This is a genomic window from Bacillus methanolicus PB1, from assembly GCF_000262755.1.
GTDB lineage: Bacteria > Bacillota > Bacilli > Bacillales > Cytobacillaceae > Bacillus_Z > Bacillus_Z methanolicus.
The window spans coordinates 39,786-65,349 of record NZ_AFEU01000003.1 but is presented as its reverse complement, the minus strand read 5'-3'; the positions used below and the strand labels follow the sequence as shown (position 1 = coordinate 65,349).

Annotated in this window: 20 protein-coding genes, 7 pseudogenes and 1 CRISPR repeat array (1 of these 28 running past the window's edge); of the genes and pseudogenes, 23 read left to right on the top strand and 4 right to left on the bottom strand. The window is 35.7% G+C overall.

The annotated features are described in order from the left end of the window. The first annotated feature begins 165 nt into the window (after positions 1-165). Both wecB and PB1_RS16580 read left to right on the top strand, forming a co-directional pair. Positions 166-1,323 (top strand): non-hydrolyzing UDP-N-acetylglucosamine 2-epimerase, encoded by a 1,158-nt coding sequence (gene wecB, locus PB1_RS10135; protein ID WP_004436195.1) that lies wholly within the window; start codon positions 166-168, stop codon positions 1,321-1,323. Positions 1,324-1,771: 448 nt separating this feature from the next. After that, positions 1,772-3,697, top strand: coding sequence for a BMQ_0737 family morphogenetic spore coat protein (locus tag PB1_RS16580; protein WP_004436192.1), 1,926 nt, complete (start codon positions 1,772-1,774; stop codon positions 3,695-3,697). 274 nt (positions 3,698-3,971) lie between these two features. On the opposite strand, the pseudogene PB1_RS10125 reads toward PB1_RS16580, so the two are convergent. Continuing rightward, positions 3,972-4,151, bottom strand: a pseudogene (locus PB1_RS10125) (IS110 family transposase); the annotation flags it as partial. A 524-nt stretch (positions 4,152-4,675) separates the two neighbouring features. On the opposite strand from PB1_RS10125, the gene istA reads away from it, so the two are divergent. From istA to PB1_RS17490, 5 genes and pseudogenes are all read left to right on the top strand, one after another. Continuing rightward, positions 4,676-6,175 (top strand): IS21 family transposase, encoded by a 1,500-nt coding sequence (istA, locus tag PB1_RS10120; protein ID WP_003350881.1) that lies wholly within the window; start codon positions 4,676-4,678, stop codon positions 6,173-6,175. Continuing rightward, a pseudogene (gene istB, locus PB1_RS10115) lies at positions 6,175-6,916 on the top strand (IS21-like element helper ATPase IstB). The gene istA and the pseudogene istB overlap by 1 nt, the downstream one beginning before the upstream one ends. 59 nt (positions 6,917-6,975) lie before the next feature. Continuing rightward, complete coding sequence (locus PB1_RS10110) at positions 6,976-7,557, top strand: hypothetical protein (RefSeq protein ID WP_004436181.1); 582 nt, start codon at positions 6,976-6,978, stop codon at positions 7,555-7,557. A gap of 135 nt (positions 7,558-7,692) precedes the next feature. Further along, positions 7,693-7,938 carry a hypothetical protein gene (locus PB1_RS10105; protein WP_004436180.1) on the top strand — a complete coding sequence of 82 codons (246 nt, stop codon included), beginning with the start codon at positions 7,693-7,695 and terminating at the stop codon, positions 7,936-7,938. Between the two features lie 18 nt (positions 7,939-7,956). Beyond that, positions 7,957-8,174 (top strand): annotated as a pseudogene (locus PB1_RS17490) (hypothetical protein); the annotation flags it as partial. Here PB1_RS17490 and PB1_RS18100 read toward each other — a convergent pair. The 3 genes and pseudogenes from PB1_RS18100 to PB1_RS18300 form a co-directional block, all read right to left on the bottom strand. Further along, the gene (locus tag PB1_RS18100) at positions 8,111-9,091 is read right to left on the bottom strand and encodes a DEAD/DEAH box helicase (RefSeq protein WP_274413135.1); all 981 of its coding nucleotides are present in this window, start codon (positions 9,089-9,091) and stop codon (positions 8,111-8,113) included. The pseudogene PB1_RS17490 and the gene PB1_RS18100 sit on opposite strands and share 64 nt — an antisense overlap. Before the next feature lie 154 nt (positions 9,092-9,245). Beyond that, positions 9,246-9,398 (bottom strand): annotated as a pseudogene (locus PB1_RS18585) (TOTE conflict system archaeo-eukaryotic primase domain-containing protein); the annotation flags it as partial. Positions 9,399-9,493: 95 nt separating this feature from the next. Continuing rightward, the gene (locus PB1_RS18300) at positions 9,494-9,616 is read right to left on the bottom strand and encodes a hypothetical protein (RefSeq protein WP_004436176.1); all 123 of its coding nucleotides are present in this window, start codon (positions 9,614-9,616) and stop codon (positions 9,494-9,496) included. Positions 9,617-10,018: 402 nt separating this feature from the next. On the opposite strand from PB1_RS18300, the gene PB1_RS10095 reads away from it, so the two are divergent. From PB1_RS10095 to cas2, 16 genes and pseudogenes are all read left to right on the top strand, one after another. After that, positions 10,019-10,960 (top strand): hypothetical protein, encoded by a 942-nt coding sequence (locus PB1_RS10095; protein ID WP_004436172.1) that lies wholly within the window; start codon positions 10,019-10,021, stop codon positions 10,958-10,960. A gap of 45 nt (positions 10,961-11,005) precedes the next feature. After that, entirely contained in the window at positions 11,006-11,239 is a 234-nt protein-coding gene (locus tag PB1_RS10090; protein ID WP_004436170.1) for a hypothetical protein, read from the top strand. 671 nt (positions 11,240-11,910) lie between these two features. Beyond that, a pseudogene (locus PB1_RS10080) lies at positions 11,911-12,342 on the top strand (DUF6933 domain-containing protein); the annotation flags it as partial. A gap of 307 nt (positions 12,343-12,649) precedes the next feature. Next, a complete protein-coding gene (locus PB1_RS10075; protein WP_004436165.1) occupies positions 12,650-12,931 on the top strand; it encodes a hypothetical protein in 282 nt (93 codons plus the stop codon). A 15-nt stretch (positions 12,932-12,946) separates the two neighbouring features. After that, positions 12,947-13,072, top strand: a pseudogene (locus PB1_RS18095) (UPF0158 family protein); the annotation flags it as partial. Between the two features lie 666 nt (positions 13,073-13,738). Beyond that, positions 13,739-14,384 (top strand): annotated as a pseudogene (locus PB1_RS10070) (response regulator transcription factor). A 115-nt stretch (positions 14,385-14,499) separates the two neighbouring features. After that, on the top strand, positions 14,500-15,018 hold the full coding sequence (locus PB1_RS10065; RefSeq protein ID WP_238533124.1) for a hypothetical protein: 519 nt from the start codon (positions 14,500-14,502) through the stop codon (positions 15,016-15,018). A 293-nt stretch (positions 15,019-15,311) separates the two neighbouring features. Further along, positions 15,312-15,815 (top strand): hypothetical protein, encoded by a 504-nt coding sequence (locus PB1_RS10060; protein WP_004436159.1) that lies wholly within the window; start codon positions 15,312-15,314, stop codon positions 15,813-15,815. Between the two features lie 189 nt (positions 15,816-16,004). Next, entirely contained in the window at positions 16,005-16,469 is a 465-nt protein-coding gene (locus PB1_RS10055; RefSeq protein ID WP_004436158.1) for an NUDIX domain-containing protein, read from the top strand. A gap of 574 nt (positions 16,470-17,043) precedes the next feature. Next, entirely contained in the window at positions 17,044-19,473 is a 2,430-nt protein-coding gene (locus PB1_RS10050; RefSeq protein WP_004436155.1) for a CRISPR-associated helicase/endonuclease Cas3, read from the top strand. Between the two features lie 139 nt (positions 19,474-19,612). Further along, a complete protein-coding gene (gene cas5c, locus PB1_RS10045; protein WP_004436153.1) occupies positions 19,613-20,329 on the top strand; it encodes a type I-C CRISPR-associated protein Cas5c in 717 nt (238 codons plus the stop codon). After that, positions 20,330-22,219: a type I-C CRISPR-associated protein Cas8c/Csd1 gene (cas8c, locus tag PB1_RS10040; protein WP_004436151.1), complete on the top strand. Its 1,890-nt coding sequence runs from the start codon at positions 20,330-20,332 to the stop codon at positions 22,217-22,219. Between the two features lie 15 nt (positions 22,220-22,234). Next, a complete protein-coding gene (cas7c, locus tag PB1_RS10035; protein ID WP_004436149.1) occupies positions 22,235-23,098 on the top strand; it encodes a type I-C CRISPR-associated protein Cas7/Csd2 in 864 nt (287 codons plus the stop codon). Then, entirely contained in the window at positions 23,088-23,747 is a 660-nt protein-coding gene (cas4, locus tag PB1_RS10030; protein WP_034645515.1) for a CRISPR-associated protein Cas4, read from the top strand. The genes cas7c and cas4 overlap by 11 nt, the downstream gene beginning before the upstream one ends. After that, a complete protein-coding gene (gene cas1c, locus PB1_RS10025) occupies positions 23,744-24,775 on the top strand; it encodes a type I-C CRISPR-associated endonuclease Cas1c (protein ID WP_004436146.1) in 1,032 nt (343 codons plus the stop codon). The genes cas4 and cas1c overlap by 4 nt, the downstream gene beginning before the upstream one ends. A gap of 9 nt (positions 24,776-24,784) precedes the next feature. Next, on the top strand, positions 24,785-25,075 hold the full coding sequence (gene cas2 / locus PB1_RS10020; RefSeq protein ID WP_004436144.1) for a CRISPR-associated endonuclease Cas2: 291 nt from the start codon (positions 24,785-24,787) through the stop codon (positions 25,073-25,075). A 169-nt stretch (positions 25,076-25,244) separates the two neighbouring features. Next, a CRISPR array of direct repeats spans positions 25,245-25,564; the repeat unit is 32 nt; unit sequence GTCGCATCCTACATGGATGCGTGGATTGAAAT; it runs 771 nt beyond the window's last position.

The window sequence follows — 25,564 nt, the reverse complement described above, 5'->3', positions numbered from 1 at the left end:
TTTTAATAGGGTTATCCAATGAGTTCTGGAATAAATAATCGTAAATTGTAGTGACAGATGCATGAGTAAATCGTTCCAATAATACATCTATAAACAAATGGTGTTCTAAAATGGTATCTGAGCTGAGAAGCAAAATAAATATTAATCGAAGGGTGAAGATTAATTATGTCACTTAATAATAAAAAGAAAAAAATTATGACTATTTTCGGTACGAGACCAGAAGCCATTAAAATGTCACCATTAATCCATGAGTTAAAGAAACATAAAGAATTAAAAACTCTAGTTTGTGTTACCGGACAGCATCGTCAGATGCTTGATCAGGTTCTGAATATTTTCGATATTAAACCTGATTATGATCTTAATATCATGAAGGATCGCCAGACACTAGTTGATGTTACAACACGTGTACTTCGCGGTTTAAATCAAGTTATGAATGAAGCCAAGCCGGATATGGTTTTAGTCCATGGGGACACAACTACAACATTTATAGCTAGTCTGGCAGCATTATATAATAAAGTTGCAGTTGGCCATGTAGAGGCGGGACTTCGAACCAAGAATAAATATTCTCCATTTCCGGAAGAAATGAATCGGCAGTTGACAGGAGTTATTGCTGATCTTCATTTTGCCCCAACCGATGTTTCAGCGAATAATCTTCTCCGTGAAAATAAACCGGAAAATGCAATTTTTATAACGGGAAATACAGTTATTGATGCTCAAAAAACAACCATTCGACGAGATTATTCTCATCCAGTTCTTAAAGAATTAAATAGCCTACGTCTAATATTAATGACTGCGCATCGTCGTGAAAATCTTGGAGAGCCTATGGGAAGGATATTTAAGGCAATTCGTCGGTTAGTGGAAAAACATGAAGATATTGCGGTAGTATACCCTGTACACTTGAATCCAGCAGTTAGAAAATCAGTACAGGATACATTAGGTGATCATTCACGTATCCATTTAATTGAACCGCTGAATGTGATAGATTTCCATAATTTCATGTCTCGATCCTATCTCATTCTAACTGATTCAGGTGGTGTGCAGGAAGAGGCACCGGCTTTAGGTGTTCCGGTATTAGTCTTACGCAATACAACTGAGCGTCCGGAAGGTGTAGCAGCAGGAACATTGAAATTGGCGGGAACGGATGAAGATGTCATATTCCAATTAGCTGATGAGTTATTAACCGATAAAAATGCCTATAAGCAAATATCTCAAGCAGCTAATCCTTATGGTGATGGAGAAGCTTCTCGTCGTATTACTGAAGCAATCCTATATTATTATGGATTCCGTAAAGACAAACCGGATAACTTTACATGCTTAAATTAGTGGAACAGCCACAAAAAAAGGTAAATATTTTATGGTTATCCAATTCTGAAAGGAACCTGAAATAAAGGCTTCGGTACTGAAATGATGATATGCATCGATGTCAAGGTCCAGGGTTCCTCTTTGCGTTAGCCTTAATCTCTGCAAGCCTATTTTTTTATCTGTAATTTCTGCTTGCAAAAAAAAAAACAAATCTTAGGTTGGTACCAACTTTGTCCAATACCTATTATGTTGGTCATTTTCATTGCAACAGCTTTCCGTCAAGTCAAAAGGATGTCCTAAACCAAACTTTCAAGTGTGGGTGGACAAAGTCTATCAAATGTTACTTCCTTTATAAAAGCTTGATTACTAGATTTATTTTCATCCTTAGTGATATTTGCCTGTATCGTTTATCCCCTATATACATACATATATGAGCACAGATTATTAAGGAAAGGAAAGCGGATATTACATGACTACTTTCAGTTGGGGGAATAACGAGTTTGGCCAGCTGGGGGACGGGACTAATATAGACAGCAATGTTCCCGTTTCCGTAAATGGATCGACCAATTCCATCGCTATTACTGGGGGTATATTCCATAGTCTGAGTGTTCTTTCAGATGGATTAGTGTGTGCTTGGGGAGCTAACTATTCTGGCCAGCTGGGGGACGGTACCTTAAACGACAGTAATATCCCAGAAATAGTAACTGCCCTAACTAATGCGATCGAAGTTGCTGCGGGAGTATTTCACAGTCTCGCCCTCCTTTCTAACAGCACTGTAAGAGCTTGGGGAGATAACTTTGCTGGACAGTTGGGAGACGGAACATTCAATAGCAGTACGGTCCCTGTATCCGTAATTGGGCTGACCAATGCCATCGCCATAAGCGCAGGGTTAAATCATAGCCTTGCTCTCTTGAATGACGGAACGGTCCGTGCATGGGGCGGTAACTTTTTTGGTCAGCTCGGTAACGGTACCGACATCACCAGTAATGCTCCAGTGATTATTTTGGGTCTAAGCAATGTCGTCGCCGTTTCTGCAGGAGGGGAGCATAGTCTCGCTCTCCTCTATGATGGCACAGTTTGCGCATGGGGTGCTAACTATTCTGGACAGCTGGGGGATGGGACCAATACAGATAGAAGTATTCCGGTGCAGGTGAAGGGAATCGGCGGGTCCGGTGTCCTGAACAATGTGATTGCCATATCAGCAGGGGAATTTCATAGTCTCGCCCTTCTGAATGATGGAACGGTTCTCGCTTGGGGTAATAACGATTATGGCCAGCTGGGGGATGGGACTAACACCGAAAGCAATGTTCCTGTGCAGGTGAAGGGAACCGGCGGGTATGGTGTCCTAAACAATGTGGCCGCCATAGCGGCAGGGGGATTTCATAGCCTCGCCCTCCTAAATGATGGTACAGTCCTGGCATGGGGTAATAACGAGTCTGGACAATTGGGGGACGGTAGCAACTCAGATAGTGACATTCCTGTTACTGTGAGTGGATTAACGAATTCCAATACCATTGCAGGAGGAGGGGATCATAGTTTAGATATTCAACTGCCCCCACCTCCACCACCTCCAACCATTATTTGTCCTGCTGACATCATTCAATTAAATGACCCGGGACTTAGCGGAGCGATTGTCGATTTTCCACCACCTTCAGTATCTGATCAATGTCCTGATGGCTTCACAGTTTTCTGCACCCCACCATCTGGATCTTTCTTCCCCATGGGAACCACGACAGTAAAGTGTACAGTTACAGACCAGTGCGGAGGATTTGCGACCTGTTCGTTTAATGTAACGGTGAAAGATTTTATCGTTGAGTGTTTCTTATCCGATTCGAAAGGAAATCCACTAAATCCATTGGGTGAAGGCTCTATTTTATGTAGTGAAATTGGTGATCGCAAAGATGTCATCGTGTCGCTACCGAACAGGGAGCCAATAACGCTACAAAAAGTCAATATATTGAAATCAGGTTTTGTTGTGGTGGAAGTAATAAGTAGGAATATGTCAAAGAAGACATTGCCGATTCCTTTTCATGTGATAGAGGCCTTACTCCTTTGTGCTCCTGTTGGAACCAGTGTGCATTGTAAAATCACGGATTTTGTGTGTGAGGCAAGAATCATCCGTGACACCAACCAGAATTTTCAACAACTCGATCTCTTTATTAGCATTTGTCAATCTGTGCATACGGAAGCGGAGGTAAAACTTGAAGTTAAAGGAAAACTCTGTGTACCGCGTAAAGAAATAACGACATCCTTATCCGAGCCAATCCCTCATCCTGTTGAAGGAGCTGTTCCTTCCGTTCATTGTATACGTACCTCAAAAGTATATGACTGGGTGACCTTTCCAGTCAACATCAAGCTCAGGCTGGGTAGTGATCAAGTGAAATTCATTTGTTGATTTTACTGTTAAGAGAAGAGACTCACTGGAAGAATAAATATCTAGAAGTTCAATATTTGGGTCTGGTGAGGACCAAGGAAAGGAGATCATCATGCTTTCTAAGTCAGGAAGCCAGCTGTTCAACACACCTGGCTTGCCCGAAAGGATAGCATATCCGCCCCTCCATATGAAGTTTCTAGTACGGATCACCTATGCTTAATAAGCAGTATGCCCAAGTTCGGTGGTTAGTCTACTTGACCTTAATTTTATTGTCCAGTTAAGTGTAGCCGATTCATGTGCTTTCCATAGCCACATGGGTACATTTGTGTTCCTTAATCCAATCAATTAACTGTAGTAAAAAAACAGTTTTAGTCGAAAAAGTTTTAATCTCCTTTCCTTCAGTTGTCATAACGCAGGCAGTAATGTTGTCTTTATGGACATCCATACCACACGCTCTTTCAATGATTAGATCCATTGAAAACTTCCTTTCTACGGCTCTTAATATTAGAGGCTGGTGCAGCAACCAGAATTAGGATTAATCTACCATGAGTGCTTCCCTTAAGGGAGCGACAGTCAGTGGAACACCGTGGTCGTTGGAGTCAGACTAACGGATGGGCTCTAACGCACCATAGTGTATCGACCTTCCTCCCCAGCCGTAGAATCAGTATTGACGATTCTAATTCATTTTCATTCTCTATGGTCCAGCGACGATTTACCGCTGCATGGATGGCTAATGGGCTGATTAGTCGAATATGATTTCACCAAAATAAACTATTACTATGTCTTAGTTTTTTGTACAATTAAGAAAAGGATTGAAAGAGGGAAACGGGTGCAACATAATCGATTATTGTTTATATCTTGTTTATTGCAAAATAAAAGTACATTGTTTTGCAGGATATTTGTGCAGAACTATACTGCATAAAAAAAGGCTTGCCAGCTTATCCAATAACCCCTACTGTTGAGTTTGAGCAGTACTTAACAGAGGGAGGACAAGAAAGGATGCTAGCAATGCCTGAAGTTAATTATATCAAACATTTAAGAGAAGTCGAAGGTATGTCTATCTCTGAGATCGCTAAAAAAACAGGTCGAAATTGGAGAACGGCAAAAAAATACGCAGACGGTGAAGTACCAGTAGAATCACTCCCTTTTCGTCGAAGGGGAATGATGTATGAGGAAGGATACGGAGAAATTGTAGATTGTTGGCTTGAGGAGGACATGAAGCTCAAGAAAAAAGAGAGAAGAACTAATAAAAAAATGTTTGAACAACTTAGAGAAGAACATGGTTTTAAAGGTTCTTATCGAACCGTTAGTGAGTATATTCAGCATCGTAAACCACAAATTAAAGAAGAAAGTACCAGAAGATACGAACGCTTGGAGCACCCTCCGGGTGAAGCCCAAGTGGATTTTGGAAATATGACAGTTGTAAAAGACGGCGCATACAAAGATATCAAATCTCTTATTCTTAGTTTTCCATATAGTAATGCGGCTTTTTCCTATCCTTTACCGGCAGAAAACACGGAGTGTTTTCTAGAGGGCTTGAAACAATTATTTCACCAGGCTGGTGGTGTTCCGACATATTTACGAATTGATAACCTGTCGGCGGCTGTCGTAACGGTAGGCAAGGGAGAAAAAAGAACCTATACGGATTCTTTCTTACGCTTTCAGTCCCATTATGGATTTGAAGTACAACCATGCAATCCCGGTAGCGGACATGAAAAAGGGAATGTAGAGAAAAAGGTTGGCTATACAAGGAATAACTTCTTTGTAACAGCTCCAATAATGGAGGATTTTTCTCAACTGGCTCAGTGGTTGGAAGAGAAAATGGTAAACGATCGAGAGCGGCTACACTACGAAAAAGGAGTACTGATAGAAGAATTGTGGGCTGAGGAACAGAAGCATCTAAAAGCTTTACCAATTAGTGATCTTCCGATCTTTTCAATCGACTCAGCTACTGTAAATAAGTATGGCGAGATTTTAGTTGATGGAGAAAAATTCGTTATCCATAAAGCGAGGATCAAACAGACTTTAGTCATTAAAAAGGAATGGGATAAGTTCACCTGCTATACGAATGACGGTGAAATCATTTATCAAGACTTACGTCCCTATATGTTGACAACAAGGCCTATACCGTGGAACGACATTCTGGTTGACTGGGAGAAAAAACCTCGTGCTGTTAAATATTCTCGTTTCTTTAAATACCTTCCCGAAAGAGTACAAACTTATCTTACGATAAAACCTGATGAGATTAAAAAACGGGTGGCAGGCTTAAAAAAATTGTTGGAGGTGCATACTTTACAGGACATCGATAAATGCTTGGAGATAGAGCAATATATGGAAAAAGAGCCACACGAATTGGGTTCCTTATTGGAAGCTAAGAAAGCAACTTATCCGGAAAAAATGACAGAAGCCCATACCCCTTCTGTATTACTGGACTATGAAACTGATTTAAGCATGTATGATCAAAGGCTATGTCCAACCTTAGAAGGGAGGGATTTCTAATGTCCGTTCGTGATCTGAAAGAAGTGTGTAAAACCTTGCACCTTGCCTATATAGCTGAAAGGTATGAAGAAATCGTCTTTGAGAATAAAGAACAGTTTTTATATGATGTATTACTGACTGAAGTCTCATCGAGGCAATCTGCCAAGGTTTCGAGACTAATAAAAAAAGCCAAATTTAGAGAATTAAAATGGTTAAAAGATTATGAATGGAATGGCCAGATACATCTACCAGCCACCACGACAAAAGAAGAGATTTACGACCTTCGTTTCCTGCATGGGAAGCAAAATTTACTGCTTCTGGGCTCACCAGGAACAGGCAAAACCCATTTAGCAACAGCACTTGGATTAAAAGCCTGCGAGGAAGGGTTTGAGGTTCGTTTCTTTCGCGTCGCAGATTTGGTAGGACAATTAGAGGAAGTGTTAAAAGAAGGTACTTTACAACGAGTAAAACGTCAAATCGATAAGTGTGATTTACTTATACTAGACGAACTGGGTTATGTTCCTTTCCAAAAACAAGGATCAGAATTATTGTTTCACATCATAGCGGACTGTTATGAACATAAAAGTGTTATTGTCACATCGAATTTAGAGTTTGGTCAATGGAATCGAGTGTTTGGAGATAACCCGCTTAACTTCTGCTTTAGTGGATCGCTTGGTACACCATGCCCATATCATTGCATTCACAGGAGAAAGTTACCGGCTGAAAAATGCTCTTTCTTCTGTGAAACTTAAAGGAAATTAATGTAAAAAAGAAAGCTGCAAGCCTATGTATTTTTCGCTGCAATTCTCTGCACTTTTTGCTTGCAAAAAACAATATCTTTAGTAAGTAGCACTTTAGTTGTTTTATATAAGTTTTTCGAATGGCAAATCATTGAAATTTTAACACCATTTCTTTTGCCTTTACTATGGTTATTGGTATTTGGTTTTTTCTTTGCTATTACAGTACGAACCGTAATCAATCTTCTCAAAAATAAAGATTGGAAGCCATTCGTCATCCAGACTGTTACTATCATTTTATGGCTCTTTTTTCCCTTTACACAAGTTGTATTGGATATAGATTTTAAGATAAATAAATCTGATAGAGAAGAGGTTGCAAGGAAGGTCGAGAATGGAACACTTAAACCAAACGTTTCTTACAATCCATCACTTATCCATTTACCTAAAGAATATGATCAATTATCTAAAGGTAGCGGAGAGATTGTTTTAGAGAAAAATGGTGACAACTATTCTATTCTTTTCATTACTTTTCGAGGCATTTTAGATAATTTTTCGGGAATTGTGTATTCACCAAACAGCCAAAGACTTGCAAGAAGTGATTTTGGTGGGGACTTGAAAGAAATAGAAAAAATAGATGGAAATTGGTATTGGTTAGGTTCATATTAAACTGTTAGTGAGCTTGAGTTTAGGAGTGAGAAGATGCGGCAACTCCTAAACAAACGAGACATTTAGTTTTATTAAGAAAAGGAAGTCCAAGTGAAAAATAAAATACAGACATAGAGAAAGGGATGGGAAATAGTGATGGAGAACCACTATAAAAAAGCACATCGTTTTAGCCTTCATAATAGAAAAGATTTAGAAAAAGATACTATTTGTGGTTGCTTTTATTGTTTGAAAATTTTTAGTCCTGCTGAAATTACGGAGTGGTGGGATGATGAAGATACAGCAGTTTGTCCTCATTGCGGAATTGATTCTGTTATAGGGAAGAGTTCTGGATTCCCAATTACAAGAATGTTTTTAAAAGGAATGCATATGGAGTGGTTTTAGTAGACAGGCATCTTAATGTACATACTATATGTCACTCATTATATTGAAGAAATTGTAGAAGAGTTGACACACGTATTATTGCTAAAAGAGGGACAAATTTTAGCTGCAGACAAAAAGATGAAGTACTAACTGATGAATTGTTATCAGAAACATATCAACTATCGATGAAAGTTCATTGGGAAAATAAAAGACCATGGATTTCTGTTTCGTTAATCACATATCCCATCGAACGATAACCCGCTAATCTTTTTTCAAACATCTTTAGCATGATCGGGATCTTTTTATCCACGTAGTCATATACACGTACTTCTTGTTTATTAGCATGAATTCTATGTAACCGTCCTACATATGGTTGCAGTGTACCTTTCCATGAAATCGGCATTGCTAAGAATAAAGTATCTAACCTAGCATCGTCAAATCCTTCCCCGATATATTTTCCTGTTGCAATCACCAATCTCTCGACATCAACAGGAATAGAAGCAAGTCGCTGTAATTCTTGTGTCCGCTCTTTTTTCGTCATGCTACCGGAAAGTACAATAATATTTTTAGCAAATCCCCGAAAAAGTTTCTTTAATATTTCAATATGTTCAATTCGCTCTGTTAAGATTAGTGGACATCGACCCTCTTCAAGACTAGACAACACATCATTAAATAATTGCTGATTTCGGTGTTCGTTGAGTGCTATTTCTGAATAAAGTTGCAGTATATCTTCGTGTGAAGACTTAAAACTCGTATATCTCGGAATTAAACGATGTTCAAACGGCCTTACTTTTGCTTGTGTTTTCCCGTCAATTTTATAACGAATAGGACCGCACTGCATGTGAATAATAGGATGCAAACCATCTTTTCTTATCGGTGTAGCCGTTAGCCCATACACATGCTTGGCTCGAACTTGTTTTAACACTTGTTCAAAGCTAAATGCAGAAATGTGATGACATTCATCGACAATAATTTGGCCATATTGAGTAATAAATGACTTCAACTGACCTTTGTAATTTAAGCTTTGAATTGTTGCTATGTCAATCTTACCTGTTATTTTGTTTTTTCCGCAGCCTATTTGTCCGATTTCTTTTGCAGAAATGAGAAACGTTGATAATCGCTCTGACCACTGTTGCATAAACTGTGTCCGGTGAACAATAACTAAAGTATTGATTTTTCGTTCTGCTATAAGAGAGGAAAATCTTTACATACATGAACAAATGCCAGTACATCATCTTGCCAATTCTTTTTATCAAAATCAATTGCCAAAAGAAACACGTTTCATCTTTTTGCATCGGATAAATGCCAACTGTATGCTTCCCGCTTAAATGATCGTAAAGTACTTGATAATTTAGTGGCAGAATTGTTCGATGCTGACACTCATTGCATTTAATATCCGGTTTTTTACAAATAGGCGGTTTCCACTCATAGGCACATGCAGGTGTATATCCCGTACGACCGTCTTTTGACTCCCAAAGAATCGCATATAAATCTGTTCTTCCTTTAAAAAGGCGCTTAAATAATTGTATTTTGTCTTCAGGAGAAGATTTGTTGCTTATAATTGATGTACTTGAAATTACAGGATGATTGTTTTCATTTTTTTCATCATATTTGAAAGAACTTTTTTTAAATATTCATTTTCTTTCCTTAAACGTTCGCATTCTACAAGTGCTTGTTGCAACTGAATACGGATGTCCATGACTTTACCTCAAAATATTTATTTAACCGTAATGATTTTATAAAGCATTTATAAAGCATTTATAAAGCATTATGTTATAAGTGTAAAAATAGCTAAGAACGCCGGCAATGCATTTACTTAACTATTTTTTGTATGCAATAATAACGGGCAGAGCTCATTTTTTTAAAAAGCAGAACATTTACTTAGGAGTTATTGTGTTTTGTTCTTTTTTAATAAACAAATATGTATAGTTAGTGCAACACCTCTTAAAAGTTTTGTAACTAAATTCCTCAAATTTACATTAACCTCTCTTCAGAAGAAGGACTTTATCAAATTTTTGGCGAATAAAGAAAAATCACTATTAATAAATAAATTATTTTAAATCCAGATGATAATCCGCCGTAACTAACGAGGTGAAAAAAGTTGAATCCATTTTGGACAGGCTTTGGAGTAGGTGCTATATCAATTTTCACTTTGTGCTTTGCTGGTAATCAAATCTATCAAAAATACTTTAAAAAGAAGGAAGCAAAGTATTTGAAATTCATTATTCCTATCTTGTGTGTTGGAATTGCGCTAATTATTCTTTATCTGAACATAGAATCCATCTTGAATCCAGGACAAATTGAAAACGAGGGCATACTTAATTATGTTTTAACGAATCAAGCCATTTTACATTTATTAATTTATGTAGGAGCATTATCTTTAATAGCTGTTGTTTGGATTCTTACAACTTTCCCTTTTAACTTTGATGGGTTGAAAAAATTTTCGGGCTTTGGGTTAACGGCTGAATTTAATGAAAAAGTTCAAGAAGTAGTCGAAAGCAGGTCTCTCATAAACGAGATGTCCTACATTAGAGAAAACATTATGAAAATCATTACTTCTGAACAGTATTACAATGAAACGTTAATCACGGTAATAGTGAAGGAGCATCAAAACTATTCCATAGATATCACTAAGCTGTTTGATGCAGTACTAGAAACGATTCAAACTTCTTATGAATCAAGTGAGTCGACAATTTTAATTAAATATCATTTAGAGCTTGTGGAAAAAGATGATTTAGAAAAAGCAAGGGAAAGATTAAAAGAAATCCAAAAAGAAATGAGTGAAGCATGTTTAGCAGTTATCCAAAAAAACAAGCCCTACGTTTGGAAAGGGACTTTAGCTGTTCCAATTGCACCATTTGATATTGAAAAGGAACAAGATTCTTATTATATTATGTGCATTCATACTGAAGACACAGAGTTTAACCGTAAGGATATCGATTTTCTATATACTGTTATAAATGTGATAGAAAAATTTGTAGATTTGCTATGGTATAAGAAAGTCGCGTTTATAGAATCGGATGACCCTGAACAAGTTGTTTGAAGAATGGAATGAGTGATAAGATGATAATGAGGAGGTTGAATAATTATGTCTAAAACCCTATTTGTAAACCGTCCAATCCCAAGCAGAAATAAAAGCAAATGGGCTAAAAGAGCGGTCAAGCTTGAAATCGACCAAGGAAACAGTTACAACGATCTTCGAGCTAGCATCAAAAAAATAGTCAATGAAGAAATGAAAAAAAACGGTTATAGAAGAAATGAAGACCCGCTTGTTCGAGACTTGAAGCGATTAGCTGAGAAATATCAAACAAAAATGTCATAAACAAAGTAAAGTTTTCATAATAATGGGCAAGATAAAATCATAAAGGGAGTTGATTTTTTTGTCCATTATTAAATTTCCGAGCAGATCATCGAAAAATACTAAGAAAAGAAAACTTATTCTGAATTCAAATGAAAAAGCCTATGTAAATCACCAATATATCCGAGAATTCATGAACGAAAATGGATATAAAAGAGAAAATGATGTCCTTATTCAAAAATTAAACCAATTGATTGTGAAATTTACCAAATAAGGAGACCTAAAAGGTCTTTTTTTATTATAGGAATTTAAATGATAAAAATGAAAAACAACTTAACAGCAAAGTTAGAGGTCGATAAGATTTCTTACAAAGTTTTCAGTGCTTGAGGGAATATATTCAGATTATTTCTCAAATGAATATAAAAAAGGAACAAAATATTATTCGTTTAAAAGAATTAGAACTAACCTAACGGAAATTATTGTTAAGTAATTAAGGATGGGAAATACGTTGAAAAATAATTCTAAATAAAGTGTTCAATCCTTTGCATCAGTTGATATCTACTACGAAACACTTTTGGAATATTGAATGAGAAATGCGTAAAAAAGTGAAATAAGGATGCTTACAATTCAATGTACAAAAAAACTAATGGACGAGCTTAGTCTTAACAGTCCTATAATCAAAGGAAAAAAGTGAAAATCTTCTTTATTCTTGGTATGCTCATCAATTTTTATATAGTCGTAAAAAATGTGTTTTGTTGATGAATAATTTAACCCGGTACAATTTTGTTATTTTTGGTTTAAGAAAAGCGGATTTCAAACATTTCGATGAAATTGTTTTGAGGGAAATTGCAGAAAATCTGAAGGAAGATCAAGTGAAAAAAATAAATGAACAAAAATATATAAACAAATGCGATCAGGTATTATATACCAGCACTAGTGATAGAAGTATTATTTCACAAATAAACGAAATAATTTCGGAAACTAAATACAAAATGGAAGAAGATAAAGTAAATGGAATTGAAACTAATATTTATGAATTAAATCGGTTTCTAAATAGATTTGTTATGTTAAAACTGCTGGAGCTTTATTCAGGTGAAACAATACGTAACGCCTTGCATAATTTATAAAATTTAAATCAAGGTACAGAGGGATTAACACTTTACATGTTTGTATAATGAAAAGACTACAAAAACATTTGGAACAAAATGGCGGCTATTTTTATTGCAATAAATGGATAAATATGGATAACAACATTATTTCTTTTGAGGATATCGAAGGGATAAGAAATGGTTAAACCACAAAGAAGAATAGTGCAAACACTCATGAAAAATGCTGATTAGACAAAGTTATTTTTTAATTCTTTAAAAAGCCGAATGGAAAGGATAAATCAGCACGGGGATAGTTAAACTTCAAGAAATCATTGAAGGAATGGAAATGCAATTCGAAGGTAATAATACATATTTAAATCGAAAGACTGGAGAAATTATTTCAGTATCCCAAGATGACCTTAGGGCTGCTGAGAATGATGATCCTTTTGAACATTTGCCGGAATGGCATCAAGAGGCTATGAAAGTTGCTATTGATGTCATTGAAAACTATGAAGATTACAAACGACTCCCTACAAAATATGATATCAATGAATATGATATGATGGCGGATTTTTGCTTTACAATTAATGATGAGAGAAATAAGAAATTATTATTTAACGCTATTTAAGGCAGAGGTGCTTTTAGAAGGTTTAAGGACCATATTTATCGCTTAGGAATTGAAGAAAAGTGGTATACCTTTCGTGAAGGACGATACAAAGAAATAGCAATTAATTGGTGTAAAAACCATGACATACAATGGATTGAATAAACTCAATTATAAGAACAAGGATTTAAGTTAAATTATGAAGAATTGGAATGTGTTTGAATTACAAAGGGGGAGAATAATCTGCGAAAAAAGGTGCGAATGATAAACCGACCATTGTAAGTAATACGGATAAAATGAAATTAACCTAATTGTGAAGTTATTCAACTATAAGTGCAATAGTTAAATTAACAACAAACGAGATCAAAGCCTTTTAAATAAAAAATTGCATTCACCCAATTTTGAATGATAGACGAGAGGATAGACAAATATTTACATAAATGCTCAGAACGGTTATATATGCGTTGAACGACATGTCCAAGAAAATGGCATGTCTTTGTTATTTTGGGTACCAAGAAAATAAACAAAGATTTAAATTCTATAAGAATACAGCTTATTTTCATGCATTGTGCCAAAAAAATTGGCATGAATTTCTGGTAACGAGACAGAATTGTTTAATAAACGCAAGAACAATCGAATAAATGTTGCCTCTACATGGTTTTTCTTTTTTTTAAAAGCGATTCAATTCATACTGAGTTCACAAAACTGATTTATAGTAATCCAGGAAATGAGATTAATAGTATATATTATTAATAATCAGATTAAAGTATTGGAAAAGTTATGTAATAATTAGATTGTGTTCGACCATAAGTAAAAAGGGGAGAATTCAGTTTGCCAAAGATATTAGTGGTAGATGATGAAGCTCACATCCGTGAGCTGGTTCGTTTATATTTGGAAGATGAAGGTTTGGATGTTGTCGAGAAATCCAACGGAGCGGATGCGCTGGATTATGTGGAGAATCACAGAGTTGATCTCGTCATTTTGGACATTATGATGCCGAAATTGGATGGCTGGGTTTTATATAAGAAGCTCCGCGAACTTGAAGACATGCCAATTTTAATGATCACCGCGAAGGGGGAGACAGGCGACCGAATTAAAGGATTTAAACTAGGAACAGATGATTATTTGGTGAAGCCGTTCGACCCGGTGGGACTGGTTCTTAGGGTAAAGGCTCTTCTAAAGCGATTTCGGATTGCTGCTTCCAATGTGATTAAGCTTGGAGACATTTCATTAGACCGCAAGAGTTATCAGGTTGTAATATAAAGACGGTAAAACGATCACGATCCCTATGAAAGAATTCGAATTACTTTTTAAACTGGGCAGCGACGCCGGACAGTTATTTACCCGGGACAATCTAATTGAACAAATATGGGGCATAGATTATGGAGGGGACGAGAGGACCGTCGATATTCATATCAAACGGCTAAGAGAACGGTTTGCTGAATTTAAATTTCATCCAGAAATTTTTTCTGGCTGAGCTTATAATACGAACGGGTGCTTAAGTAATTGCGTAGGCGGTTTTTTATTTTCAATTAACCGGGAATTTCATTTCAATATGACAATCAGAAATTAACAATGGGGTTTAAGGAGATTTGGAAGACGATATGACTCATGAGTTTATTTTTAAAGATTCATTTATGGATTTGACTAAAACTCATATTCGAGAAACACAAACAAACGAAGAAGTATTACTTCATCCTAAGTGGAGTTTTCCGATTGGAAAATATTTATTTTTTTCTAGAAAAGAAAAATACAAGGGAATATCTACAAAAGAGAATTTTATTCACAACGCCTTTATTGTGTACAATCAAGACGGAAAGGAATTATTACGAGTTAAAGATGTTTCACTCCTAAAGAAAGAATCTATTTTTAAAGAACTTAATTTAGTTTATGAAGAGAACAGCTATCATATAAAGTCTACTCTTGCATTTAATACTATAACTATAAGTAAAGGCGAGGAATTATTATTGACAGCTCATAAAATCCCCTCGATATTTAAAACCCTTCTGAGTTTATATGACTACAAAGTTAATATTCATAATACGTTGGATTTACCATTTCCTGTATGGGTGGCAATTTTCAAGGGGATACATTTGTTAATTAGGCATTAGAGTTGCAGGAAATATATTTCATGTTTTATACATTTTCCCAAAAATATTTATTTAAAAATAGAATAAATAAAAGTTATCATCCGGAGGCTCTCATGAAAAAGAAAGTAATTTTCATTTTAATTTTTATTATAATTTTTTTAGGTATTTATCTTATCTTTAATCCAATGGGTGTTTTCGATTTGATTACAAAATAATCCCCCCAATTAAATGAAGTCTAGTGCTTTTGAATTTAATAAGTATTCTTCGCTACTCTAAGAATGTTAATTTTAAACTATAAAAAAAGGGGCAGTTAAATGAAAATAAATGTTAAGAGAAAGTTATTAAGTTTATTTACAGGTGAATTATTTGCTGCTGTTAGTTTTGCATTGTTGTGGATTATGTATATACAACTTTTTGATTGGACAGAACCCTACTTAACTTCATTTCCGTCATTATATGCGTTTGTTTTATTGGAATTTATCTTGCTTCAAGGCAGTTTTTATTGGTTTCTTAAATTTAGACAAGTTCAACGAGAATGTTACTCTCATTTACCTTATCGACAACTTCGTCTTTTTGTTTTCTTTAAAAGGTTCAACCTTTTCCTAATTGCCATAGGATTACTGTTAATGATATATCAATATAAAATAAATGCAGTTGATTTTTATTGGTTTTTATTTCTTTATGTTTTTGCAATAATTGAATATATCAACTACTACCACATTCGGCTTTCCTATCAAAGCATAGATGAAATAAAAGATTTAATTCGTCAACGAGGACTTCGAAGTTCAAAATTGGCAAGGGAATTGAAAAATCTTTAATGACTTTCTAATGAGTGTGTATAAATTGAGTGTGAATAAATCATACATTTCGAAGAGTTCCTTACCCAATAAACTCCACTACAGCTCCAATAGGATTCATATCCTGTTCTGTAACATTATGTAAACTTGAATTGTAATATATGCAACTAAATCACAGTGATTTTATAGACTTTATAAGGGGAGAGGAAAATGTTAGTTAGAAACTCTGCAAGAGCTGTACTTATTAAAAATAATAATGTTTTGGTTGTTAAAGTAAAGGAACCTTATGGGGAGTGCTATTTCTTGCCAGGTGGAGGTCAAGAGTACGGGGAAAATCTTCGGGATACTATTCAGCGTGAGTGTTTGGAGGAGATAGGAGCAGAAATCGAGGTAGGAGACATGCTCTTTGTACGCGAGTATATTGGAAAAAATCATGATTTTGCTCAATATGATCGTATGATTCATCAGGTAGAATATGTATTTTTTTGTAATTTAAAAGACCCTCAACAAGAAATAAAAACCGGAATAAATCCTGATAAAGGACAAATCGGAGTAGATTGGCTTCCTTTAAATAACCTAGTTCAATACAATTTTTATCCAAAAGCGATGATAGGGTATATTATAGACTATCTAAATGAAAAACCCGTTCCCACTTACCTGGGTGATATTGTCTAATGATGGACTAAGTAAAAATTAAGGATGGATTTTGTGTTTCAACTACGTCTCCGACTTAGGTTTAATTGCTTGAGCACCCATCCCACAGATTTTCTAGGCAGGGCATCCACAGACTTCAAGATTTCAAGCTTTTCTTCGACGTATTCTCTTACTTCAATACATCCAGCTGCTTTTGAATTTTAAAATTTACAAGATTAGCCCATTAGTCAACTAAAGGCATCGACTCTTTCAATTGATGACTGAAAGAGTCGATGTCTTTTTTATGTTAAGTTTTTATTTTGACAAAGTAGCATATAAATATTGCTGCTCTTTTTAAATACCTTTAAAGAACTAATATCATCATGGTATAATTTACCTATGAATAGGTTTTGAGAAGAAGGCTATCTAGGATCATTGCATTAGTAAGTTGTACTGTGTTCAATGTTGATGAGCGTTGTAATGAAAAAAATTTTTTGGTTTTGAACAATACAGTCAACCTATTCAGAACAATAATAAAGTAATTTTGGTTAAATAAGATTTTCATAAAGGATCGGCGAATCATGACCAGCATTATAATTGAATAGAAGGGGATAAAATGAATTATATTGCGCATATCCGCGAAAGCGATCAACAAATACAAACGGTCGAAGAACATTTATTAGAAGTGAAAAGATTAGCAGAATCTTATGGAGAAAAAATAGATGTAAAACATTTAGCAGGTCTTGCCGGAATACTTCATGATTTGGGGAAATATACAAATGAGTTTAGAGAATATATATTAGAAGCTGTAGGTAATCCTGACTCCTTGCCGAAAAAAGGGAGCGTGGATCATTCTACTGCAGGGGGAAAACTGTTATATGAACTTTTCCATACAGAGAAAAATGCCAATCCTTATGAAGGAATAGTTGCTGAAATTGTAGGAAATGCTATTATATCTCATCATTCGTATCTGCAAGATTTTCTAAGTCCGAATCTTGAATCAAAGTATTTAAATAGAGTTCGCGATAAGGATTTAGCTGAATTTGAAATGGCGAAACAAAACTTTTTTGAGAAAGTGATGAGCGAAACAGATTTCTATAATTATGTGGACGAGGCGGCTGAAGAATTAAAGAATTTTTTAACGAAAGAGTACTATAGAAGTTACGAAGAAAAACTCATGTTTTTAACCAAATTTATCTTCAGTGCCTTAATTGATGCCGATCGGACAAACACAAGACTATTTGAGGAAAACAAAACCGATGAATCCATCCGAAGCCATAAAAAGTTATTTGACACCTATTATGAAAGGCTGATGTCAAAAATCCGTTCTTTTAATGAACAGCCGGATGCAAATTCCCATATTAACGTATTAAGAGCGGAAATGTCAGAACAGTGCGAAGAATTCGCTAAGAAACCGTCAGGAATTTATACGTTATCGATACCAACCGGAGGCGGTAAAACATTAGCAAGTTTAAGATATGCGCTAAAACACGCCAAACTTTATAAAAAAAATCATATTATATACGTTGTTCCGTATACAACCATTATTGAACAAAATGCAGAAGAAGTCCGAAAAATATTGAAAGATAGCGCTAATATTTTAGAACACCATTCGAACGTTATTGAAGATGCAAATGATGATGATGAAAATCAAGACGGCATGATAAATGAAAAGCAAAAACTAAAATTGGCTAGAGATAATTGGGATTCTCCCATCATTTTTACCACAATGGTGCAGTTTTTAAATGTATTTTATGCAAAAGGAAGCAGAAATATTAGAAGGCTTCATCATTTAAGTAATTCAGTCATTATTTTTGATGAAGTTCAAAAAGTTCCCATTTCATGCGTTTCTTTATTTAATCAAGCTCTAAACTTTTTAAAAACATATTGTCATTGCTGTATCGTTCTTTGCACCGCAACACAGCCCGCATTGGACTTTGTCGAGCATAAATTGGACATCGAAGCAGATGCTGAAATCATTGATAATTTGCCGAAAGTAAAAGAATCATTTAAACGGGTGGAGATCATTGATAAAGCAACGAATGAAACCTTTAACAATGAAAAACTCACCCATTTTATTGAAGAAAAAATGAAAGAAGTTCAAAGTATTTTGGTCATTTTAAATACAAAGTCAGTCGTTAAAAATTTATATCATCAGCTGAAAGAAAAAGAAAATCGCGTTCCCATTTTTCATTTAAGCACTTCGATGTGTGCCGCCCATAGAAGTAAGATTTTAGAGAAAGTAAGACAGCATCTTCATGCGGGTGATAAATTCATTTGTATTAGTACTCAACTCATTGAGGCCGGGGTGGATGTTAGTTTTGATTGTGTCATTCGCTCTTTGGCAGGGTTGGATTCCATTGCACAAGCCGCCGGCAGATGCAATAGGCACGGGGAAAAGGAAAGACAATTTGTTTATATTATTGATCATCAGGAAGAAAAACTTGACCACTTAAGAGAAATTAAAGTGGGAAAACAAGTGTCCAAAAAAATACTGATTGATATTCGGAATGATAAATCGAATCATGGCGGTAATATTTTATCAACTCAAGCATTAGAAAGATATTTTCAAGAGTTTTATACGGAATTAAAATCTGAATTGAATTATTTTATACCGAAATTAAAAAAGGAAATGACTGAATTATTAACAGCAACGAAAAAACAATATAGCTATCATCAAGCCTATTGTCATAATAAGAAAAAGAGTCTCCCGCTATTTTTAGTAAACAGCTATTATACAGCAGCGGAAGAATTTCATGTCATTGATGATATTACCACATCAGTTATTGTGCCTTATGAAGAGGGAAAAAATATCATTGCAGATTTAAATAGCAGCGGTTCAACGGATGATCTTACGAGGCTATTAAGAAAAGCCCAGCAGTATACGATCAATCTTTATTCTTATGAACAAGAACAATTAGAAAAAAATGATGGGGTGGTCAGCTTTTGGGATGGAAAAATTTTAGCTTTAAAAGAAGGGGCCTATAACGAGGAATTTGGTCTTAATCTCGAAAATGACAGCCAATTCGGTCTAAATATATTTTAAAAAAACCTATCTCTTTTTAAGATAGGTTTTTTAATATTTTTTATCCTAGATTATATAGGTGAATAATTTAACTATTGAAAAAAATATAGGAAATAGGTACCATTTAATTGTTGGAAAACTTTAGAAAGGGGGTGAATTTATGAGGAATGCCATTGAATTCGAAGTATTCGGAAAATATGCCTTGTTTACAGATCCGCTGACGAAAATGGGCGGAGAAAAACTGTCCTACCAAGTACCTACTTATCAAGCACTCAAGGGGATTGTCGAATCCATTTACTGGAAACCTACACTGCTTATGATTGTAGATGCAGTTCGTGTGATGAATCCGATACGCATGGAATCGAAAGGAATTCGGCCAATTGAATATGGCGGCGGGAATACGCTTGCCCATTACACCTATCTAAAAGATGTGCGATACCAAGTGAAGGCTCATTTTATTTTTAACCCTCATCGTCCGGATTTGGCTTTTGACCGCAACGAAAAAAAGCATCATAACATTCTTAAACGCTCCCTTAAAGCTGGCGGCAGAAGAGATATTTTTCTAGGCACCCGAGAATGTCAAGCATATGTAGAACCTTGTAAATTCGGGGAAGGCGAAGGTTTCTATGACCAATATGAAGAAATTCATTTCGGCACCATGGTTCACGGGATTAATTATCCGGATGAAACCGCCAGAAATGAAATGGAAGTGCGTCTATGGAATCCGGTGATGAAAAACGGTGTCATTCAATTTATTCGGCCTGACGAGTGTATCCAAATCCGAAAAATCACGGATATGGAACCGAAGCATTTCGATGAAACCAATGTCGAATCTGCAGATGAACTATTAAGTAAAATAGAAAAAGGGGGTGACTAAATGAGCTGGTTATTGAATTTATATGAAACTTATGAATCTAATTTAGACCGGGTTGGAGAAATTGAAAAAAAGTATAACGATCAAGAATTTACGCTGTTGCCAATTTCCCACACAACGCAAACTGCCCACATCGAAGTGCAAATTACCGAAGATGGAGAATTTCATTCGGCAGCTGTAATTGATAAAAATGATGCTAATACTTTAATTCCCTGTACAGAAGATTCAGCTAATCGAGCCGGATCCAAAATTGCACCTTATCCACTTCATGATAAGTTAAGCTATGTGGCAGGTGATTTTGTCGCATACGGCGGGAACATCAAAAATGAAGAACCGTTTACATACTATATCAAGCAACTGGAAGAATGGGCGAAATCGCCATATGCCCATGCGAAGGTCAAGAGTATTTATACTTATTTAAGCAAGAAACAATTAATTCGGGATTTAGTGAATGCCAATATTATATGGTTGGATGATGACGGCCATTTAATAGACAAATGGGATAAAAAAGCTGAGTCCATGTATGGCGATAAACCCCCTATATTCTCAGTTATTACCGGCGGTCAAGAAAGCGCTTTTGTCAGATTTAATGTTTATTCACCAAATAAAATACTAACGAAGGTGTGGAAAGATCATGAGATGTATGAATCTTTCATTCAGTATTATAAAGATTTGTTAAGCGACGAAGATCTTTGCTATGTGACAGGAAAAAGATTGCCAAGCACTGATAAACATGCAAACAAAATAAGAAATGCTGCTGATAAAGCGAAATTAATTTCAGCGAATGATACAAGCGGTTTCACGTTTAGAGGACGTTTCAGTCAAAACAATGAAGTCGCATGCATTAGTTATGAAGTATCCCAAAAAGCACATAATGCACTAAAATGGCTGATCAATCGCCAAGGGAAAATCGTTGATCAGCGCGTTTTCCTTGTATGGGAAAACAGAGACATTGAAACTCCTGATCCTACAGAAGATGCCTTTGATCTTTTTTCGATGGATCCAACACAAATAGAAAAAATGGAAAGGAAGTCTTATACCAATCAAGAATTTGCAAAAGAATTTGCGAAAGCTTTAGATGGCTATAGAAATGATTTAACTTCTGAGTCGAACGTTAATATTATGATCCTTGATTCAGCCACTACAGGTCGATTGGCGGTCCTTTATTATCGAAATATGAATAAGGAACTTTACTTAGAGAGGCTCATCAAGTGGCACTCGACATGTGTATGGAGACATCAATACCGCAAAGATGAAAATAATCGTTATGTTTTATTTTATGGTGCTCCGGCAACGAAAGATATCGCCTATGCTGCCTATGGACCGAATGCGAGTAACAAAGTAGTGAAAGGTTTAATGGAACGTATGCTTCCTTGCATTGTAGATGATCAAAAAATCCCGTTAGACATTGTCAAAAGCGCTTTTTATCGTGCTTCCAATCCTGTTGCGATGGAGAAGTGGGAATGGGAAAAAACATTGAGCATTACATGTGCTTTGATCAATAAACAGGAGGGATATGATGTGGCATTAGATACAGAAAATCATGACCGAGATTATTTATTCGGCCGTTTATTAGCGATTGCAGATGTTTTGGAAAGACGTGCCTTAGGATCTGATGAAACACGATCCACTAACGCTATTCGATATATGAACTCTTTTTCTAAACATCCTGCAAGAACATGGAAAACTATTCAAGATAGTCTGCAGCCTTACCAAGCAAGACTAGGAACAAAAGGTTTATATTTATCCAAATTAATAGATGAAGTTGCTTCCAAAATAAATTTTGATGATTTTAATAATAAACCATTATCCGGCAAATATTTATTAGGTTTTTACAGTCAACGTCATGAATTATATCAAAAAAATGACGGGACAAAAGAAACATCCAATTAGAAGGAGGAAATGACTATGACCATTTTAGACCATAAAATTGATTTTGCTGTTGTTTTATCGGTTACAAAAGCCAATCCAAATGGAGATCCGTTAAACGGCAATCGACCAAGACAAAATTACGATGGACATGGGGAAATTTCAGATGTAGCCATTAAACGAAAAATTAGAAATCGCCTGCAAGATATGGGGGAAGCTATTTTTGTTCAAGCAAATGATAGAAAAATAGATCATTTCAAAAGTCTAAGAGAACGTGCTGAAGCTAATCCAGAACTAGATAAAATACTAAAATCGAAAGATAGTTCAAGTGAAGAGTTTGCAGCCATTGCTTGTAAAGAATGGATGGATGTCCGAAGTTTTGGTCAAGTTTTCGCGTTCAAAGGTACAGGTAAGGGCGCAGGTGTCTCCGTCGGCGTAAGAGGACCAGTGTCTATTCATACAGCAACAAGTGTAGATCCAATTGATATTACTAGTATGCAAATTACGAAAAGTGTGAATTCTGAGCCTGGGAAGGAAAAAGGTTCCGATACGATGGGGATGAAACACCGTGTAGACTTCGGAGTTTATGTTTTTTACGGCAGTATTAATACACAGTTAGCCGAAAAAACGGGATTTACAAATGAAGACGCAGAAAAAATTAAACAGGCGCTTGTTACATTGTTTGAAAATGACTTATCAGCTGCCAGACCCGATGGAAGCATGGAGGTGCATAAGGTTTACTGGTGGGAGCATAATTCCAAATATGGTCAATATTCTTCCGCAAAAGTACATCGCTTATTGAATATTCAACGGAATGTGGAAGAACCAAAAACGATTGACGATTATACAATTACTTTAAATGAATTGGAAGGTTTAAAAGTTGATGTCATCGATGGATTATGATGAAGAAAACAATTATCTTATGCTGTCTGGTATTCAGCACTTTCAATTTTGCAAACGCCAGTGGGCTTTAATTCATATTGAACAACAATGGGAAGAAAACGTAAGAACCATTGAAGGGCAATACCTCCATCGAAATGCGGACAAGCCATTTACGAGAGAGAAGCGCGGGAATAAACTGATTGTTCGCGCAATGCCTATAAAATCAAATGAGCTTAAAATAACAGGTATTTGTGATGTGGTAGAGTTTATTAAAGATGACAGCAGTGTTGAAATAGATGGCACGGAAGGAAAATACGTTGCATATCCTGTTGAATATAAACGCGGAAAACCAAAAATGAACGATTCAGATGTTTTGCAATTAACAGCACAAGCTATGTGCTTAGAGGAAATGTTACTCTGTGAAATCAATATAGGATACGTGTTCTATCATGAAATTAAACATAGAGTGGAAGTCCCTCTGACAGAAAATAAAAAAAATAAAGTAAGGTCCATAGTCGCAGAAATGCAAGATTATTATAAGCGAAGGTATACACCTAAAGTAAAGACAGGTTCTTTTTGCAAAAACTGTTCCCTTCAAAATTTATGTTTACCGAATTTAATGAATAAACGAACTGTCAAAAGTTACATTGAAGGGAAGATCAACGAATGAAAAAACTTTTGAATACGTTATTCATCACTCAACCTGACGTGTATTTATCGTTAGATGGAGATAATATTGTTCTTCTCAAGGAACAAGAAATGTTGGGGAGACTACCGCTTCATAATTTAGAATCGGTAGTTTCCTTTGGCTACACCGGTGCAAGCCCGTCTTTAATGGGTTATTGTGCGGAAAGAAATATTTCATTAGTATTTTTCACGATGAACGGCCGATTTCTTGCAAGAGTAGTCGGTAAAAGCAAGGGAAATGTAGTTTTAAGAAAGAAACAATATCGGGTATCGGATGATGAAGTCATGTCCGCGAAAATTGCTCGGAATTTTATCATCGGCAAGATTTACAATCATAAATGGATGATTGAAAGAATGACAAGAGATTATCCATTGCGAGTCGATGTGGCCCAATTCAAAGAAGTTTCCCGATATTTGTCATCTATTATTCTTGAGGTAAGAAAGTGCGAGGATTTAGAAAGACTAAGAGGTTTGGAAGGCCAAGCAGCCATAAGTTACAATAAATTATTTAATCAGATGATATTACAGCAAAAAGATGATTTTTGTTTTCACCATCGTTCGCGCAGGCCGCCGTTAGATAACTTGAATGCTATGCTTTCATTTGCTTACACGTTATTAGCCAATGATATGGCGTCAGCGTTAGAAGGTGTAGGGCTAGATGCATATGTAGGTTTTTTGCATCGAGATCGGCCCGGGAGAGTATCTTTAGCTTTGGATGTTATGGAAGAACTGCGGGGTGTATATGCCGATAGATTTGTCTTGTCATTAATCAATAAAAAAGTTGTTAACTCAGAAGATTTTCTTAAAAAGGAAAACGGAGCTGTTATCATGACAGATGAAGCAAGAAAGAAATTTTTGGCGGCTTGGCAAAATAAAAAGCAGGAAAAGATAACCCATCCATACCTTGGTGAAAAAATATCCTGGAGGTTAGTGCCACATGCACAAGCCTTACTTTTAGCGCGCCATTTACGTGACGACTTAGATGAGTACCCACCTTTTTTATGGAAGTAGGTGTAACATTTGTTGGTATTAATTACGTATGATGTAAGTACTGTTAGCAGCGCAGGACAAAAAAGACTGAGGAAAGTTTCAAAAGTATGTCAAAACTATGGTCAGCGCGTCCAAAATTCGGTATTTGAATGTATTGTAGATTCCACTCAATTTGCCTCTTTAAAAATAGAACTTGCAAATATTATTGATGAGGAACAAGATAGCCTCAGATTCTATCAGTTAGGTAATAATTATAAGTCAAAAGTGGAACATATTGGTGTAAAACCATCAGTTGATTTAGAGGGACCTTTAATTTTTTAGTGCGAATGTGTAGCGTACATAAATTTTCTGATATATTCGCACCTCAAAATTGATATCTTTTGGCCAAATTTAATATTTTTATAATAAAGTTCTTTATTCTTAATAAAGAAAATAGCGATTTTTTGATCAAAATAACATTAATTAACAGTTATTTTGATCAAAAATCGCTGTCGCATCCTACATGGATGCGTGGATTGAAATATCGTTAAGTCCGTAATTTTTCATTTCTTCATACCGTCGCATCCTACATGGATGCGTGGATTGAAATTTTCCGTAAATCTATTAAACTACTACACCGAGAAGTCGCATCCTACATGGATGCGTGGATTGAAATTTTCTAATAAAAAATTAAACCAAGTGGAATGATCAGTCGCATCCTACATGGATGCGTGGATTGAAATGGAACGAATTTTTCTCCGTCAAAATAGCCTCGATGTCGCATCCTACATGGATGCGTGGATTGAAAATCTTATAACCCCCATTTGCTTT